Genomic DNA, 17,249 nt, shown 5'->3' with positions numbered 1-17,249 from the left:
AACAATATCTTTACACCGTAAACTTTACAGTGTTAACTACGCACTTTATCAACATCCATTGAGCATTCGGCTGCGCCCTGTGCTTTTATAGTAAGACCCGAATACATTTGGAGGTATCGAGGTGAAAACATTTATTACTCGCTGGGCCAACATCGTGATTGGCGGCCGTGTGTCGCTGCTTATGATGACCCTAGTGTTAAGCGCTTTGGCGTTTATCCCCATGAAAAACCTGTACTACGACAATGCCAACGAGCGCTTTTTTGTCGAGCACGACCCTAACCTCAGTGCGTTTAACCAGTTGCTAGAGCTGTTTGGCGATATCGAGTATCTGTCTATCGGCATCAAATCACCCAGCGCGGACAGTGATGTCTTTACTCCCCAGACTCTAACCGTTATTGAGTCACTCTCACGCTTTTTAGAAGAGCAGCCGCAAGTCACTCAGGTGCGCTCGTTAAGTCAGTACGAGTACACCCACTCGGACGGCGCGATGATGGCCACCGACCCGCTGATCGAGGCGCCTTTTACCCCAGCGGCGCTTAACACCGCACGCGAGATTATCCGCAACGAGCCGATGGCCATGGGTTCGTTAGTAACCGATGATTTGCACCACACCCGCGTGGTCGCACGGGTGCGCTATCAGGCCGGCAGTAACGAATACAAGATGGAGCTAATGGCCGCACTGCGGGAATTTATCGCCCAAGAGAACTTTGCCGCCCAAGGCTACCCGCTTGAGCTCAGTGGTCAGCCGGTGTTTAACGAACAATTTGAGGTGTTAACCAAACGCGATCAAAGCTGGATTAACCCCACCATGGCGGTGGTGATGATTGTGATTTTGTTTTTTAGCTTTCGCTCATGGGCCGGTATGCTGTTGCCCTGGGTGGTTATTGGCACCTCGATTGTGCTGGTTACCGGCATTCAAGGTTTGGCCCACTGGCCTCATTCGGTAGTGGAATCGGCACTGGTGCCGGCGCTGATTATTATCGGCATTGGTATCTCGGTGCATGTGATTGTCGAGTTTTACCACGCCCGAGCTCGCGGCCAAACACCGCAACAGGCTGCCCGCGATGCCATTATTCACCTTTGGTCGCCAGCGTTTTACACGGCTCTGACCACCGCCGCTGGATTTTTAGCCTTAGGCATTACCGAGCTACTGCCGGTTAAACAGTTTGCCTGGCTCGGCGCCATTGGCGCGATGATGCTGTTTTTTATAGCCATTACCGTACTGCCAGCGCTACTGAGTTTTATCAGTGCGTTCACGCCGCGCACCCAGCGCTCGGTTACCACCGGCGTTATTGCTCGCATCACTCAAGCACTGCCGAGCTTTACCTACCGCAGGCGCCGCGAGCTATTGCTGATTGGCGGTGTATTGCTGGTGGTTAGTGTCATGCTAATTCCAAAGCTTTCGGTCGACTCCAACTTTATTACCTACTTTAAACAGGACAACCCCACCCGCCAGGCGCTGGAGTATTTTGATAACACCTATCGCGGCGTGCAAAATATCGATTTAATGATTGATAGCGGCGCCGAGGGCGGTATCCACGAGCCCGATTTTTTACAGCGCGTCGATGAGCTGCAACAGTGGCTCGAAGCACAGCCCGAAACAGGGCCAATTAATTCGCTGGTGGATTTTCACAAGCAAATTAACCGCGCATTGCACTATGACGATAACGCTTGGTATGTACTGCCCGGCTCACGCCAAATGGCCGCGCAATTTTTATTACTGTTTGATAACACCGGCCCCAAAGAAGATCTAGAAGACGCCAAAGATTTTTACGAGCGTTACCTGCGTTTAGCGGTGCCGGCTACTAACTTACCGGCCAGTGATACTCGCGCCCTGCTCGATCGGATTGAAACCCAACTGGCCCAGCAGTTTGCCGATTTATCGGTACAAGCCTCCGGTTCATTGGTGATGTACAACGCCCAGGACACTTACATCAACCAGGGTATGTCGCGCTCATTTATGATTGCCTTAGCGGTTATCGGGTTGAGTTTTGTGGCGCTGTTTCGCTCGGTTAAATACGGTTTAATTGCCTTGGTGCCAAGTATCGTACCCATCTTAATGACCGGCGCGTTACTGGTGGTGTTGGGTATACCGCTCAACTTAGGCACCATGATTGTCGGCGCCATGACGATGGGTATTGCCGTGGATGATGCCATCCATGTGATGACCCGTTACTTAAAGGCTAAGCGTGCCGGCGCCAGCACTCACGAATCCATCACCCAGGCGATGAACGAATCCGGCCGCGCGGTGATATTTACCTCAATCGTGTTGGTCAGTGGCTTTAGTGTCATGCTACTGGGTTCGTTTATCCCCTATATTTACACCGGCCTATTTGCCGCCACCATTATGGCGTTAGCACTACTGGGCGATTTATTGTTTTTACCAGCACTTTTGCACTGCATCGATGGCCGCCACGAGCGCGCGGCCCAGCACCTTGTCACGCCACAGGAGATCCACACTCATGATTAAATCACTCACCACGCTGGCCGCCGCGCTGTTAATGAGCGCAACCGTAAGCCACGGCGCAACCGAGCCCGACGCGCCACTGTCGGCGCGCGAGATTATGCAAAAAGTCGATACTCGCTACACCGGTGACTCATCGCGCGCCGATGCACAATTGGTATTGATCGACCGCAAAGGCCGCGAGCGCATCCGCGATATTCGCCTGTATACGCTCGATAAGCCCGAGGTCGAAAAATCGATTTCGTTCTTTTTAAGCCCTACCGATGTCGCCGGCACCACTTATATGAATTACGACTACCAAGACGCCCGCGACGATGACTCGTGGTTGTACTTACCCGCACTAAAGCAAGTGCGGAGGGTTGCTGCGGGCGATAAATCGGGCGCTTTTATGGGCAGCGATTTTACTTACTCAGACATCAACGGCGTTAATATCGATTGGTACGATTATAAAATATTAAGCGCTAACGAAACCGTCGATGACGCCGAAGCTTGGTTGATCGAGTCCACGCCAAAACCCGAGTTTGCCGACAAAGTCGCCAGCGAGACCGGCTACGAAAAATCTCACCTGTGGATACGCAAAGACAATTTTGTTCAGGTGCAAGGCAAAATTTGGATGAACCGCGCCGGCCGAATCAAATTCTTTCGCGCCGACCAACTGCAATTGATCAGTGATATCTGGACGCCGATGCGCTTACAAATGATCACCACCCGCAACGAAGAGCGCGAGCACGCCAGTGTGTTTCGTTTTAGCAATACCGTGTACAACGAAAGCACCGATGAATCGCTGTTTACCACCCAACAAATGCAGCGCGGCCTCGACTAATGCAGATCTTTAACACCATTACCTACGCCAGCATTCTAACGCTGGGCCTACAACTGCCAGCGTACGCTCAAGACTTTTTTGCGACCGTAGAAACTGCCTCTCAAACCAGCAACGTAGATGCCGACAGCCCGTGGCAGCACAAAGCTTGGCTGCAACAAAACGCAGGCTTTGGCTACCGCAGCCCAGCGGCCAACGTAAACCGCCAATCGGCCGATTTAACCCGCGCAGAAACTCAGCTATACAGCGCGCTGGAATGGCGCTCGGGGCCGCTTAAGGCGCGCGTATCGGGCTCGTTAACCCAAGACTGGCTACCAGAGCTAGAACAGGCAGGCCTGTGGAATGGTTACGAATTCACCCCCGAGCAACGCCAGCAAAGACGCTGGCGCTTAGATTTATCTGACACTTATATATCGTGGGAGCAAGGCGACTGGTGGCTCAAAGCGGGCTACCAGACCTTTGCTTGGGGCGAGGCCGAATCACTCAAAGTAACCGATGTGTTAGCTAGGCGCGATCAGCGTTGGCCCGGCCAGCAAGATTTAGAGCAAACTCGCCTACCTGTACCAGCGGTGCGCGCCACATGGCAAAACCGACTGGACTTTGTCGCGTTAATTGAGCCGCTGCCAGATCGTTTACCCGCCGCCTACGAGGAGTTTGACCCCTACCTCGCCCTGCGCACAGGTAACCTGGCAAACGACCCGCTCTTGATTGAGCAACCTACCAACAAACCCGGCTTTGCCCTGCGCTGGCGCGAGCACTGGGGCGGTATAGACACCCAAGTACTGCTGGCCGAGGTAGACAGTTACGAGCTGGCACCCAACGCCTTTGAGCTAAATGCCAACCTGCAGCCACAGATCACGCTGGCTACCACTCGGCAACAGATCGCCGGCGTTAGCTTGCAAACGGTGTACGGCAATTTTTTAGTGCGCAGCGAACAGGCTTGGTATCACAACCTATCGTCCAGCACGCTGACATGGGTAGAAAATGAGGCCACAGCTTCCGCACCACCGGGCGATCAATGGCGCGGCATGGTGGGCGCCGATTACAGCGGCATCCACAACTTAGTGCTTACTGGCGAACTAACCTGGCAGCGCAGCCAAACCTGTAATTGTGCGACAGACACAGATCGCTGGCAAAATGGCGCCTCGGCCCGCGCCACCTATAGCGCCATCAACGAGCGATTAACACTGCAGGCCTACGCCCTAGTGTTACCGGGCAATGCAGGCGCGGTGTGGCGTCTAAGTGCTAAATGGGTATGGAGTGACCGGCTGCAAACCGAGCTCACCGTAGTCGAGTACGATGCGCAGCAGCCAGAGGACACGCTTTATGCCTATCGCCACAACGACAGCTTACTGCTAAACCTGCGCTGGGCACTGTAGTTTTAGTGCCGTTAGTTTTGCACCCGACAGCAACTAACGTATCTGATAAACTGGGGGTTTTACGATAACGCGAACCGATAGCGCATATGAGCAGTAAAACCCCCACCGGCCGCAAGCCGGCCAGCGACAAAAAAGCCGGTTATCACCATGGCAACCTGCGCGAGGCACTGCTTGAGCGGGCCATGCAAATACTGCAACACGAGAGTATCGACAACCTTAGCTTACGCGCGCTGGCCAAAGACTTAGGGGTAAGTGCGACGGCGGTATACAGCCACTTTACCGATAAAACCGACCTACTGATTGATCTGCGGACTCAGGGTTTTCACCTGCTCAATAACGCGTTACTCGACACCCTAGCCCACGCCAGTAACGAGACCGCCGAGCAAAAGGTGCGGTTACTGGGGCATACCTACATGCAATTTGGCCGGCAGTACCCCAATTTGTTTGACACGCTGTTTACCTGGACTCCCGAGCTGGAACGCATTAAGCCAGACTGCATTGAAGCCGGCGCCAACTGCGAGGGAACCCTTCATGACACTCTGTGTGACATGTTGGCAGAATACGGCGTCACGGCTGGAGACTACCGTGCCAGCGTTGCCTCTATGAGCACGTGGTCGCTGGTACACGGCATGACCATGCTAGTGCGCTCGGGCGCTATAGAAGGCGCGGTACACTGCGGCCATTGGCCCGTGTCCTTCTCGGCAAGCCAGCCCGAACAACAGACAAAAATGTTTAATCACCTAATCAGTATTGAGCTGGCAGGCTTAAAAGCTTGCATCAATTCTATTAACGAGCACTGATGTGGGTTCCGTAACTGGCCCCAGCGTCGTATCATGGCGCCTTTTTCTGAAAGACCTTAAGGATTCATTATGATTACCCTGCACACCAACTACGGCGATATCACTTTAGAGCTGGATTTTGACAAAGCGCCTAAAAGCGCCGCCAACTTTAAGCAATACGCCGAGGACGGCTTTTACACTGGCACTATTTTTCACCGTGTCATCGATGGCTTTATGGTGCAAGGCGGCGGCATGGATGAAAACATGCAACAAAAAGAAACCCGCCCCGTGATCGAGAACGAAGCTGACAACGGCCTAAAAAACTTGGCCGGCACAGTCGCTATGGCTCGCACCAACGATCCGCACAGCGCCAGCTCACAGTTTTTTATTAACGTCCAAGACAACGACTTTTTAAACCACTCGGGCAAAAATGCTCAAGGTTGGGGCTACTGCGTATTCGGTAAAGTGACCGAAGGTATGGACGTGGTTGAGAAAATTCGCAAAGTTAAAACCGGTAACAAAGGCATGCATCAAGACGTACCGCTAGAGAACGTATTAATCGAAAGCGTTACTGTTAAAGACTGAGCATGAATACTCTTTTCATATCAGACCTACACTTGCACCCTGCCCAACCGGCAGCGGTGCAGGCGTTTTACGACTTTTTAAGTCAACGCGCACGCGGCGCCCGCGCGCTGTATATTTTAGGTGACTTTTTTGACGCCTGGATCGGCGACGATGACGACGAACCCTTAGGCCATGAAGTGGCGGCGCAATTGCGCGCACTGGCCGACAGTGGTGTTAGCATCTATCTAATGCCGGGTAACCGCGATTTTGTGCTGGGGCATGTGTTTGCCGAGCGCGCCGGTGCAACCTTACTGGCCGATCCAACCGTGATCGACCTATACGGCCGCACTACGGTGTTATTGCACGGTGATAGCTTGTGCACCCGCGACCAACCTTATATGGCTTTGCGTGCGCAACTGCGATCACCCGAGTGGCAAGCGCAAGCATTAGCGCAACCGTTACCGGTGCGTCGCGCACTGGCCGAGCAATTGCGTAGCAAAAGCAAAACCATGAACAGCTCAAAGCCCGAGGACATCATGGATGTCACCCCCGAGGCGGTGATTGAGCTATTGCAAGCAAACAACGCCAGTTTAATGATTCACGGCCATACCCACCGGCCCCAGCGTCACCCGCTAACAGTCGATGGCGCAGCCGCCGAACGCATTGTGCTGGGCGACTGGCATGACAACGCTTGGTGTTTAGTGGCGAATAAAGATTCGCTAACCCTAGAGCATTGGCCTATTACCCATAACGCTTAACCGCGTTCTAGGCATGCTTGCTCGTTAGTGACAAGTGTTTTGTTATGGTTCTTCGTAGATTCCTATGGAAACCTAGTGCAAATAAGGCGTTACCGCGAAATCTACACGAACATATACTATTCGCGAGACGCATGTTTTTATTGTAGTTTTTTTAGACTTTAAAACCTTGTCAGCCAAGCAATGAACGCTGCCAGTGTTGCTACGAAGTACCGCTTTTGGGTCCCCTGCGACTGAGCCGAACGGAGGCCTATTTTAGGGGGTAAGTGAGCAGGACGCTCACGCAAGTATCGTCAGGCCATGGACGGCATGTCGATACGGCCCCCTAAAATCGGCCGGAGTGAGGGAACCCGTAGGGCCAGACGCCGGGGTGGCCTTTCTTTTGGTTACTTTGCTTTGGCCACGCAAAGAAAAGTCACTCGCCACGCTCGGCGACACGAGCAAACAAAAAATCCGCGGTAGCGGTAGCTCTATACAGTCTTTATTTGCGGATTAATTTTCAAATTTAATTATTTGTTTCAAACTGCCAGATTACGGTTCGGCATGTAGAAACTAGAATATAGCTCCACAAAACTCTAAGAAAAACCTTTTCTATTCCCGCCAGCACAACCACACGCCACCCATTAATGGCCGCGCGCCACATCTAAATATTCACACATCAGTTCCGCGCCGTCTAAAATTCGCAAAGTATGGCGCTGAATAAGATCGGGCGGCACAAAAAACAGATGATTGTTTGTCACCGCCGCTAATGCTGGGTATTGGCGCCACTCGTCTAACCACTCGGGGCGCTCTTCTCCCATACCGCTGGCGACAATGGTATCTGGGTTGCGCCCCAGTACCGATTCAACATTAATTTTAGGAGCCAAAGATAACGCATCGGCAAAAGCGTTGCGCCCACCACATAACCGTATTACATCGCTCACCAAATGCTCGCCATTTAAGGTTTGCAACGGTTGGTTCCAAACTTGATAAAACACCGACACAACGGCGCTATCGAGATGTGTTTGACGCAACATCTGTAACCGCGCCAACCAAGCGTCGGTAATTTTATTGGCCACGGTTGTGGTACCCGCTAACAGCCCAATAGTACGCACCTCGTGGGCGATATCGTCCAGTGTGCGCGGCTCATCAACGTACACCGTAATACCTAAGCGCTCTAACTGATTGGCGGTAGCCAAACCATTACCCGACGACCAAACCAATACTAAGTCGGGCTTAAGCGCCAAAATAGATTCTAAGCTTACCGTTTTGTAACTGCCCACTTGAGGTAAGTTTTGTGCCTCGGGCGGGTAATCACTGTAACTTACCGCCGCGACTAAGTTGTTGCCGGCCCCGGCGCTATAAACGTTTTCCACCAAGTGTGGAGCCAAGGCAATAATACGTTTCGCGGGAGCCTTTAATTGAATCGATTTGCCGCGCGCATCGACCACATTAATCGGCTCGGCGGTGGCCTTATGGCTAACAGCCATCAGACAAAGTAGTAACGCCAACAGGCTAAGATATTTACCACCACGATTCACAATAGTGCTCACAAACTACTCCTATAAAGTAAGGGTCTTTAACGCCCGCGCTAAACGAACGCCGCCATCAATGGGCAAGCCCAAGCGCAACCAAGCATCACCCTTGGTATTGCCGGCGGTAGGCTCGGGCCAATGACACCAACGGGTATAAATACCCTGCTCGGCTAAGCCTTGGTAAAAAAACATTAGCCTGTGCCACGGCCCACGCAAGGTAACAAATAAACCACCGCTGGCCACGCTACACTCATCGCCTAAAGAACGTTGTAATAGGGTTGATAATTGTTGCTGCGCGCGGTGTATGCGCAACCTTTGGGCGTCTTGCCAAGCGCGATCGTTAAGCGCGCGCTTGCCTATCCACTGCGCTGGGTGACTAACAGACCAAGGCTGCAGAGTTTGTCGCAACGGCTCGGAAAACGCTCCGCCATTAAGAAAAAAACCCAACCTAACACCTGCCAAACCAAAAAACTTACCCACCGAGCGCAACACACACAAACGCGGCAAACTGGGCAGTAAAGTAACCGCGCTGGGCAGTGCCAGAGCATCAATAAAAGCTTCGTCCACCACCACCACGCCCTGCAGCGCACCGTGTAAAGACTCTAGGCTATTAAGCGCGTAAACATCACCTGTAGGGTTGTTTGGGTTGATCAGCACCGCATGCAAAAGCTCGCCCTGCTCGGCCAGCTTACACAACTGCGCCACCGATGAGTAAAACACAATTTGGTGCCCGGCCTGCTGCCAAGCTTTGCCATGCTCGGCGTAACCAATCGCCGGTAATGCCACGCAGCCGCACGGCACAAGTTGCGGTAATTGGCTAATAGCAAACTGACTGCCTGGCACCGGTACAATAAACTCTGGGGCCGATTGGTAATATTCGGCCGCCGCGCGGCACAACATCGTATTGCTGGCGGGTAAGTCGCGCCAAACATGCGCGGGAATATTCTCTGACTGATAACCCCAAGGACTAATCCCGGTCGACAAGTCTTGCCAAGGCTCGCTCGGCTCGCCAAAAACAGCACTGGCGTAGGTTAAATCGCCGCCGTGCGGTAGCTCGCAAGCAAACTTATTAGGCATTAGTGTATCGCGCCATTAATAAAGAGCGCCGCCAACATAAATACAACCACTAACAACACCAACGCACGATTAACCAATGCCACGGCGCGCGGTATTGCATCTGCGGCCGGTTGTGCGCCAGCTGTCGCGGGTTTATCTTGCCAACGTTTATGATAAAAAGCGCCGCCGCCCAAGCTTAGCTGCAAGGCTCCGGCACCGGCACTAATAACCGGGCCGGCATTAGGGCTCGCCCAGTTGCCCGCGCTGTTACGCCAGCTTTGCAAAGCCCCGGCGGCATCGCCCACGGCAGCAAAGGCTAACGCGGTTAAGCGTGCCGGTAAAAAATTTAACACATCATCCCAGCGCGCTGCCGCCCAACCAAAATGCCAAAAGCGATTGTTTTTATAGCCCCACATGGCATCTAAGGTGTTGCTTAAGCGGTACACAATTGCGCCCGGCAAACCCGCCACGGCAAACCAAAACAGCGGCGCAACCACTGCATCGGCGCTATTTTCAAGCAGCGACTCGAGCGCCGCGCGGCGTACCTGCAAGCTATCGGCCTGTTCGCAATCACGGCTAACAATACGCCCCACGGCAGCGCGAGCCTTGGGTAAATCTGGCGTTTCCAGTGCAACTTGCACCGCCATTACATGCTGTAACAAACTGCGCCAGCCCACTGTGAAATACAAACCTATAGCGCCCACAACAATGGCCAACAACGGGTAATTTTTTAACAGCCACCACCACAGCCAACTACTGACCAACAGCGCCGGCACCAGACACAGCAACAATGCCAACACACCCATTAGCCGCCCGTTAATAGCGCTACGATTCAAACGTTGTTCTATTTTATCGGCGCAAAAACCAAAACCAACTAGCGGATGAAAACGCGCCGGCTCTCCTAAACGGTAATCGAGCAATACAGCAAGTAACAAAGCAATAGCCGTTACCACAAGGCCACCAAGACAATTAACGTTAGCGCTTCGGCAAGCTCTACCAATGCGCCTAAGCAGTCTCCGGTGTAGCCACCAATTTGACGGCGCCACAACTGCGCCCAATACAACATCAATAGCGTTAGCGCCAACAACAAGGCCAACGCCGTTAGCAGCCCCAGCCATAGCCCACACAGCGCAAAAACAACCAACGTAATAACCCAATAAAGTGAGTGGTGCTCGGCGGCATTAACCGCTGCGGCACCATCGTGACGGGCATAATTATTGAGCGTCATAAAAGGTAAAATAATAGTGCGCGCCAATACTGGGGCGAGACTCAGAGTCAACAAAACAAAAACCATCAAAAACCGCGATGAGCTTGCCGCAAGCGTAAACAGCGCCGCCAATGCCGCCCACTTAACCAACAACAATAACACCAACGATACCAGCGCCACCGCCCCACAAGCTGGGTCATGCATTACGGTTAAAATTCGCTCGCGGCGCTGCTTGGCATCGCTGCATTTGTGGCCCGCGTAGTAGGCATCCATACAATCAGCTAAGCCATCTAGGTGCAAGGCGCCTGTCACCGCCACCCACAACATCAACACTAAAGCGGCAGCCAACGGCGGGCCTAATGGCATTAACAACAAGGCGGCTACGGTTAGTAAACACCCAATGACCAAACCCACCAGAGGATAAAAAAACACCGCGCGTTTAGCGGTTTGCTCATCGACTTCGTGGAGCCAGCTCCCCACTGGCAAACGCGTTAAAAACATCAGTGCGTACAAAAGCGCTTGCAGTGCGCTCGCAACGGGTTTGTTTAAGGCAAGCTTAGGCGGCGTCATAGATTAACCTCTAGCGCGTTATTAAGCGGCTGTAACAGTGTTAACTTGCCGTTAATCACCGACATCGATGTACTAAAGCCGTAACCGACATTTAATTGCATCATGCCGGCGGCACCAGTGCCTAAGGCCTCGGTTAACAACAGCTTAATGACGCCGCCGTGGGTAATAACCAGCAACCGCTCGCCGGGGTAGTGTTGCGCAAGTGTGGCTAAAGCCTTAAGTACACGGGCGCGAAACTGCTTAAACGGTTCGCCATTAGGCGGTGTTGTGGTATCGGGGGCGCGGCTCCAGGCATTACATAGGGGCGATTGCTCGCGCCAAATTCGCTCCACCGATTGCCCTTCCCAGTCGCCAAAACAAATCTCGCGCAAATCGCGCTGCCACTCAAGCGGCAGGCCGGTATTGTCAGCTTGCACTTCGGCAAACCGAGCGCAGCGCAGCAATGGCGAGCTGACAATACGGCTCCAGCCGCTATTTAACTCGGCCAAACCGTTTTGCATTTGTTGCCAACCGTTAGCGGTTAAGGCGACATCTAACGAGCCGCGAAAAATCGCCCCGCCTTCGCATTCGCCATGGCGCAGTAAATCAATCTGCATCTGTCACACCGGCATCGGCGAAGGTCGCCATCTTGTTGTGGAGCGCCAGCGCCTGAGCAATAACACCAGCCGCCAACGCCGCACCACTGCCCTCACCTAAGCGCATATCTAACGCTAAAATAGGTTGAACATTAAGTTTATTTAAAGCCAACTTATGGCCAGACTCATTGGATAAATGCGCGTATAACAACCAAGGCGCAAGCGTTGGCTGCAAGGCCACGGCAATGGCCGCCGCTGCGGTGCTGATAAACCCATCGACCAGCACCGGTACCCCCTGCTGAGCACTGCCAATATAAGCGCCCACCAAAGCTGCAATTTCAAACCCGCCCAAACAGCGCAACAGTGCAGCGGGGTTTGTTAGCTGATCGCGGTGTAACTCTAGCGCTTTACTAATCAGCTGCGTTTTACGGGTTAAGGTAGCATCATCAATGCCCGTTCCTTTACCGGTGATATCCGCAGGCGACAACTGCAACAACGCCGCGAGCAACGCCGCCGCTGAAGTGGTGTTACCTATGCCCATCTCGCCGCCAATAAACAGCTGGTTATTTTTTATGTCGAGATCATTAGTTTCACTGTAACCGCCATTAAGTGCGGCGTTTAATTGCTCGGCAGTCATCGCTGGTGCACAAGAAAAATCGGCGGTAGATGGCGCAATGGTTTTATCAATCAGTTTTTTATGGGCTGCCACTTCACCCACGCAACCTAAATTAACCACACAAAAATCGGCCTGCAGCAAGTTTGCCAACACCGAGATGGCGGCGCCGCCACGGCAAAAATTGGCCAGCATTTGCGCGGTAACTTCTTGCGGGTAAAGCGAGGTGCCCTGCGCGGCAATGCCGTGATCGGCCGCAAACACACGAATTTTAATGCGCTTAAGCTGGGGCTTAACACACCCTTGAAAACCGGCAAACGCAACCGCCAATTGCTCTAAGCGCCCGAGCGAACCCGCAGGTTTAGTCAGTTGCGCTTGATGCTCGCGCGCAGCCGTTTCGGCGGCGACATCGGGGGCCGTAATGGTGTGGGTAATCCAGCTGGGTAGCGTCATAAGAGTGCTTCCATATAATTACTCTGCTTTTATTTAAGGTTCTTAGTAGGTCCGTGTAAAAATCAGTGTCACTGTTTATTATATCGTTGCTATACACAGCACAAAATGGCGATGGCAATCTACCATTATTAAAACGTTCACATCCAGCTACGAAGTGTCGTCTTTAGGCCCCCTGCAACCAGCCGAACGTAGGCCTATTTTAGGGGGTAAGCAAATAGGACATTTGCGCAAGCATCGTCAGGCCATGGACGGCCTGTCGATGCGGCCTTCTAAAATCGGCCGGAGCGAGGGCACCCGAAGGGCTGAGATGCCGGGGTGGCCTTTGACGTGCACGGATGCACTAATGCCGCGAGCGCATGGAGCGCAGGAGCTGCCTTTTGGTTACTTTGCTTTGGCCAAACAAAGAAAAGTCACTCGCCACGCTCGGCGATACGAGCATATAAATAAAGTCCGCGTTAGCGGAGCCCAGTTTCGCATACTACCTTTCTGGCTTCTGCCTATGCGCTTTCAATACATATGGTTCACTAGCCAGTTAAAATCTATCCCGTAAAATATGAGCCTGTCAGATTAACTGCTCCACAAAAATCTACGATAAACCTTATTTAAGCGCTAACGGCAACCCTGCCACCACCAGCGTGACGGAACTAAAGCGTGCCGCCAAGGCCTGATGCAACCAGCCCGAGGCATCGACAAAATCTCGCGACAACTGACCTAAAGGCACAATGCCCGAGCCGACTTCATTGCTGACAAAAATCAACTCGGGGCCTGCCGCTTGTTCACTTTGTATATCGAGTTCGGCCAACAGCGCATCCCGCTCTGTTAACCATAGCCCTTGATGCAAACAGTTGCTGATCCAAAGGGTTAAACAATCAACCAAAATGCACACCGGCTGACCGCGAAACTGTTTAAGAGTGGCGGCTAAGGCAACCGGTTCTTCAAGAGTTTGCCATTGGCCATCACGGTCGGCGCGGTGCTGGGCAATACGCGCACGCATTTCATCATCGCCAATACCTGCTGTGGCCAAGTAGTACAAAGCACCGCCGGTTTGCTCGCGCCAAGTCTCGGCGCGCTGTTGGGCTAAACGGCTTTTGCCACTGCGCGCGCCGCCTAAAATAAGTTGCTGCATGGCATTACTCATAAAGTGTTTGCCCCTAACACCACAGGCTTGCCGGTTTGCGGGTGGTTAATCACCGTAACCTTGGTGGCAAAAACGTCGTTAATCAGCGCTTCGGTTAACACTTGCTGCGGATCACCCTCGGCAATACACGCACCTTGTTTTAGGGCGATAAGCCGATCGGCAAAAGCGCCCGCTAAGGTCATGTCGTGTACTGTCATTACCACCGCCACGCCAGATTTAGCAAACGCGCGTACCGCTTGCATCAGTTGATATTGATGACCGATATCCAAACTGGTGACCGGCTCATCTAACAATAACAACCGCGCTTGGGCGTCATCGGCGCGCCAAATTTGTGCCAGCACTCGGGCCAGTTGAATGCGCTGTTGCTCGCCACCGGATAACGACGGGTACAAGCGCTCGGTCAAGTGGGTAACATCCAGTGCCGCCATAGCCGCGTGGCAAATTTCTGTATCAATCGCCACGCCGGTGCTGTGCGGTGTGCGCCCCAACGCCACCACCTCTAAACCGGTAAAAGCAAAACCCAGTGGGTTGTGCTGGGTGAGCACCGCAATGTGGCGTGCGCGCACTTGCGGTGGCATCTCAAACAATAAGCGGTGATTAAAAATAATGCTGCCGTTATCGGGGGTTAAGTCTTGGCTAATTGTTCGCAGCAGTGTGGTTTTACCTGCGCCATTGGGGCCAATAATGCATACCACCTCACCCACATTAACCGCTAAGTTAATGTTGCTTAATAACTTGCGCCCAGCAATGCTAACGCTTAAGTCATCAACGTATAATATGTTCATAACGCGGCCTCGGCACTGTTACTCATCGCAGCGTGTCTCGGCGACTGCGCAATAATGAGATAAAAAACGGCGCACCTAAAATGGCGGTAACCAAACCCACAGGCAACTCGGTAGGCGCCACCACAACCCGCGCCGCAGTATCGGCCAACAATAACAAGCTGGCACCGCCCAGCGCCGACAGCGGCAGCAATAAACGGTGATCGGGGCCCACCCATAAACGCACCATATGCGGCACGACTAACCCGACAAACGCAATGCTGCCGGCCATGGCCACCGACACACCCACACCGGCGGCGACTAAAATAATCAATCGAGTTTTTAACCGCTCGACGTCTATACCCAAATGTCGCGCCTGCGACTCACCCAGCAACAAGGTATTTAAGCCGCGAGAAAAACCAGCCATGCTCAACAACATAATAACGAGTATCGCGGCGGCCATACTGGCGCGCCAATAATCGGCCCCATCAAGCCCGCCCATCCGCCATAAACTTAAACGGCGCAGCATTTCGTTATCGGCAAAGTAATCCATTAACCCGGTTAAGCTGGCGGCCAGTGCGCTAACGGCAATGCCCATTAACAACATCGTGGCCACCGAGGTGCCGTTAACCGATGACGACACTTTGTACACCAGCCACACCGCCAGTAACCCGCCGGCAAAAGCTCCCAGCGACACCAGCGACAACCCGCTAACAAAACCCAATCCGGCGGCGCCAAACACGATAGCCAAGCTGGCCCCCACCGAGGCGCCAGCGGTAACGCCAATTAATGAAGGGTCGGCCAATGGGTTGCGAAACAAGCCTTGTAGGTAAGCACCGCTGATGGCGAGAATCGCCCCAACAACGGCAGCCAACAGCGCCCGAGGAAGACGAATCGATTGCACAATGGCGGCGCCGTAACCCTCTAGTGGCTGCCCGGTCAGCGCGCCCAACACTTGGGTGATTGATAAATCGACCGAGCCAAATGCCACGGCGGCCATAAAGCTTAAAAGCAATAACAACAACAGTGCCAACCAAGCTAAACGTGGGGCAAAGCGCTTACATGGCTGACTCATAGGTTTGCCTTAGCGTTAGAGGTTGCAGCCAACTGCGCCAGCCAATCGCGGCTCAGATGTTGCTCTAGGGTATCGGCTAAACGGTTCAGTTGCGCCTCGCGATGCGCTTGCAAATCAAACGCGGTATTAGCGTCGCACGCGAGCCCGGCCCAATTTAGTAACGCATTTAAAGCACTGGGGGCATCGAATAAACCGTGAATATAAGTGGCTAAGATTTGCCCATCGGCACTGGCAACTCCCTCGGTGCGGACTTGCTCTGCACCGGTGGCGGCAATCGTAAAAGGCGCACCCTTGTGTGTCGCGGCATCAAACGCGGGACCACGGCTTGCGCCACAGTGAATCTCGTAGCCGGTAAACTCGCCGCTGCAAGCCTGATTACTGGCTTCGCTATTTAAACAAAGCGTACCGCTGACATTTAACAGCGCTTTATGGGCCGTTAGCTCGGTATTAAAATCCAAATAACCAAATCCGTTAATGCTGCCTGGAGTGTCTTCTATACCCGCCGGATCATCAATCCTGTTGCCCAGCATTTGCAAGCCGCCGCAAACACCTAATAATTTACCGCCGTAGCGCAAGTGTTTATCCAGCTTGGCTTGCCAGTTATTCAGTTGCAGTTGCTGTAAATCGGCGCGCACATTTTTACTGCCAGGCAGAATAATTAAATCGCACGGCGGCAATTCATCGCGCATGGAAACAAACTGTAAATTCACCGCCGGATGCAAACGCAGCGGATCAAAATCGGTGTGATTACTAATGCGCGATAACACCGGCACCACAACATTTAATTGCTGATCGCCGGTGACTTGAGCGGTGCTAATCGCGTCTTCGGCATCCAAGTATAAATCGTGCAAATACGGAATAACCCCTAACACAGGTTTACCGGTGCGCTGCTCTAACCAATCGAGGCCCGGTTGCAGCAAGGCAATATCGCCGCGAAAGCGATTAATTACAAAACCTTTCACCAAGGCTTGCTCGCTGGGCGAGAGTAACTCTAGCGTGCCCACCAAGTGCGCAAACACGCCACCTTTGTCGATATCGGCAACAATAATGACCGGACAATCGACCGCCTCGGCAAAACCCATATTGGCGATGTCGTTAGCGCGTAAATTAATTTCGGCGGGGCTGCCGGCCCCCTCGACTAATACACATGGGTACTGCTCGGATAAGCGAGCAAAAGATTCTAACACCGCCGCTTTAGCAGTAGTTTTATAGGCGTGGTAATCCAGCGCCTGCATATTGCCCAGCGCCTTACCGTGAATAATAACTTGCGCCCCAGTATCGGATGACGGCTTTAACAGCACTGGGTTCATATCCGTGTGGGGCACCAGCCCTGCCGCTTGGGCCTGTAATGCTTGGGCGCGGCCAATCTCGCCGCCATTAGCCGTTACCGCACTATTAAGCGCCATGTTTTGCGGTTTAAAAGGCACCACAGACACACCACGACGTTTTAATAGCCGCGCCAAACCTGCCACCAGGGTACTTTTACCGGCGTCGGAGGTGGTGCCTTGAACCATTAATGCGCGCAT

Annotated in this window: 16 protein-coding genes; 6 read left to right on the top strand and 10 right to left on the bottom strand. The window is 53.1% G+C overall.

Annotation, left to right across the window (positions count from 1 at the left end):
• Nucleotides 1-121 precede the first annotated feature (121 nt).
• From GILYN3_RS02850 to GILYN3_RS02825, 6 genes are all read left to right on the top strand, one after another.
• Nucleotides 122-2,470, top strand: coding sequence for an efflux RND transporter permease subunit (locus GILYN3_RS02850; protein ID WP_049721453.1), 2,349 nt, complete (start codon nucleotides 122-124; stop codon nucleotides 2,468-2,470).
• Entirely contained in the window at nucleotides 2,463-3,287 is an 825-nt protein-coding gene (locus GILYN3_RS02845; protein WP_232305495.1) for an outer membrane lipoprotein-sorting protein, read from the top strand. Before GILYN3_RS02850 ends, GILYN3_RS02845 begins: the two co-directional genes overlap by 8 nt.
• Nucleotides 3,287-4,663, top strand: coding sequence for a DUF1302 family protein (locus tag GILYN3_RS02840; protein WP_049721452.1), 1,377 nt, complete (start codon nucleotides 3,287-3,289; stop codon nucleotides 4,661-4,663). The genes GILYN3_RS02845 and GILYN3_RS02840 overlap by 1 nt, the downstream gene beginning before the upstream one ends.
• An 86-nt stretch (nucleotides 4,664-4,749) precedes the next feature.
• A complete protein-coding gene (locus GILYN3_RS02835) occupies nucleotides 4,750-5,463 on the top strand; it encodes a TetR/AcrR family transcriptional regulator (RefSeq protein ID WP_049721451.1) in 714 nt (237 codons plus the stop codon).
• A gap of 69 nt (nucleotides 5,464-5,532) precedes the next feature.
• A complete protein-coding gene (locus GILYN3_RS02830) occupies nucleotides 5,533-6,027 on the top strand; it encodes a peptidylprolyl isomerase (RefSeq protein ID WP_049721450.1) in 495 nt (164 codons plus the stop codon).
• Between the two features lie 2 nt (nucleotides 6,028-6,029).
• A complete protein-coding gene (locus GILYN3_RS02825; RefSeq protein WP_049721449.1) occupies nucleotides 6,030-6,764 on the top strand; it encodes a UDP-2,3-diacylglucosamine diphosphatase in 735 nt (244 codons plus the stop codon).
• 620 nt (nucleotides 6,765-7,384) lie between these two features.
• Here the strand turns inward: GILYN3_RS02825 and GILYN3_RS02820 are convergent.
• The 10 genes from GILYN3_RS02820 to GILYN3_RS02770 form a co-directional block, all read right to left on the bottom strand.
• Entirely contained in the window at nucleotides 7,385-8,230 is an 846-nt protein-coding gene (locus tag GILYN3_RS02820) for a cobalamin-binding protein (protein ID WP_084005252.1), read from the bottom strand.
• A 72-nt stretch (nucleotides 8,231-8,302) separates the two neighbouring features.
• Nucleotides 8,303-9,352: a threonine-phosphate decarboxylase gene (locus GILYN3_RS02815; RefSeq protein WP_049721447.1), complete on the bottom strand. Its 1,050-nt coding sequence runs from the start codon at nucleotides 9,350-9,352 to the stop codon at nucleotides 8,303-8,305.
• Nucleotides 9,352-10,284, bottom strand: a complete 933-nt coding sequence (cbiB, locus tag GILYN3_RS02810; RefSeq protein ID WP_049721446.1) for an adenosylcobinamide-phosphate synthase CbiB — start codon at nucleotides 10,282-10,284, stop codon at nucleotides 9,352-9,354. Before cbiB ends, GILYN3_RS02815 begins: the two co-directional genes overlap by 1 nt.
• The gene (locus tag GILYN3_RS02805) at nucleotides 10,278-11,108 is read right to left on the bottom strand and encodes an adenosylcobinamide-GDP ribazoletransferase (protein WP_049721445.1); all 831 of its coding nucleotides are present in this window, start codon (nucleotides 11,106-11,108) and stop codon (nucleotides 10,278-10,280) included. The genes cbiB and GILYN3_RS02805 overlap by 7 nt, the downstream gene beginning before the upstream one ends.
• On the bottom strand, nucleotides 11,105-11,704 hold the full coding sequence (locus GILYN3_RS02800) for a histidine phosphatase family protein (protein ID WP_049721444.1): 600 nt from the start codon (nucleotides 11,702-11,704) through the stop codon (nucleotides 11,105-11,107). Before GILYN3_RS02800 ends, GILYN3_RS02805 begins: the two co-directional genes overlap by 4 nt.
• The gene (cobT, locus tag GILYN3_RS02795) at nucleotides 11,694-12,749 is read right to left on the bottom strand and encodes a nicotinate-nucleotide--dimethylbenzimidazole phosphoribosyltransferase (RefSeq protein WP_049721443.1); all 1,056 of its coding nucleotides are present in this window, start codon (nucleotides 12,747-12,749) and stop codon (nucleotides 11,694-11,696) included. Before cobT ends, GILYN3_RS02800 begins: the two co-directional genes overlap by 11 nt.
• A 598-nt stretch (nucleotides 12,750-13,347) precedes the next feature.
• The gene (gene cobU / locus GILYN3_RS02785; RefSeq protein ID WP_049722531.1) at nucleotides 13,348-13,875 is read right to left on the bottom strand and encodes a bifunctional adenosylcobinamide kinase/adenosylcobinamide-phosphate guanylyltransferase; all 528 of its coding nucleotides are present in this window, start codon (nucleotides 13,873-13,875) and stop codon (nucleotides 13,348-13,350) included.
• An 8-nt stretch (nucleotides 13,876-13,883) separates the two neighbouring features.
• Nucleotides 13,884-14,672 (bottom strand): heme ABC transporter ATP-binding protein, encoded by a 789-nt coding sequence (locus GILYN3_RS02780; RefSeq protein ID WP_049721441.1) that lies wholly within the window; start codon nucleotides 14,670-14,672, stop codon nucleotides 13,884-13,886.
• Nucleotides 14,673-14,694: 22 nt separating this feature from the next.
• Nucleotides 14,695-15,723 carry a FecCD family ABC transporter permease gene (locus tag GILYN3_RS02775; RefSeq protein WP_049721440.1) on the bottom strand — a complete coding sequence of 343 codons (1,029 nt, stop codon included), beginning with the start codon at nucleotides 15,721-15,723 and terminating at the stop codon, nucleotides 14,695-14,697.
• On the bottom strand, nucleotides 15,720-17,249 hold the full coding sequence (locus GILYN3_RS02770) for a cobyric acid synthase (RefSeq protein WP_049721439.1): 1,530 nt from the start codon (nucleotides 17,247-17,249) through the stop codon (nucleotides 15,720-15,722). The genes GILYN3_RS02775 and GILYN3_RS02770 overlap by 4 nt, the downstream gene beginning before the upstream one ends.

This window comes from Gilvimarinus polysaccharolyticus (genome assembly GCF_001187555.1).
In the GTDB taxonomy this organism is placed as follows: domain Bacteria; phylum Pseudomonadota; class Gammaproteobacteria; order Pseudomonadales; family Cellvibrionaceae; genus Gilvimarinus; species Gilvimarinus polysaccharolyticus.
This window is presented reverse-complemented; position numbering and strand designations above follow the sequence as displayed.